Here is a 421-nt window from a genome sequence, read left to right as displayed (position 1 = left end):
AGTTCTTTGAAAACTGAACGAAACAAACAACGTGAAACGTCAATTTTTATTTTAGATGCTAGACAAACTAACTTTATTGGAGAGTTTGATCCTGGCTCAGGATGAACGCTGGCGGCGTGCCTAATACATGCAAGTCGAGCGGATTTCATAAGAGCTTGCTCTTATGAAATTAGCGGCGGACGGGTGAGTAACACGTGGGTAACCTGCCCATAAGACTGGGATAACTCCGGGAAACCGGGGCTAATACCGGATAACATTTTGCACCGCATGGTGCRAAATTCAAAGGCGGCTTCGGCTGTCACTTATGGATGGACCCGCGTCGCATTAGCTAGTTGGTGAGGTAACGGCTCACCAAGGCAACGATGCGTAGCCGACCTGAGAGGGTGATCGGCCACACTGGGACTGAGACACGGCCCAGACT

1 rRNA gene is annotated in these 421 nt (G+C 49.8%); it reads left to right on the top strand.

What is annotated here, in order from left to right:
- Positions 1-73: 73 nt before the first annotated feature.
- A 16S ribosomal RNA gene (locus tag AC1DIT_RS28560) occupies positions 74-421 on the top strand; the annotation flags it as partial.

Source organism: Bacillus sp. 05T22, assembly GCF_056396765.1.
This window is presented reverse-complemented; position numbering and strand designations above follow the sequence as displayed.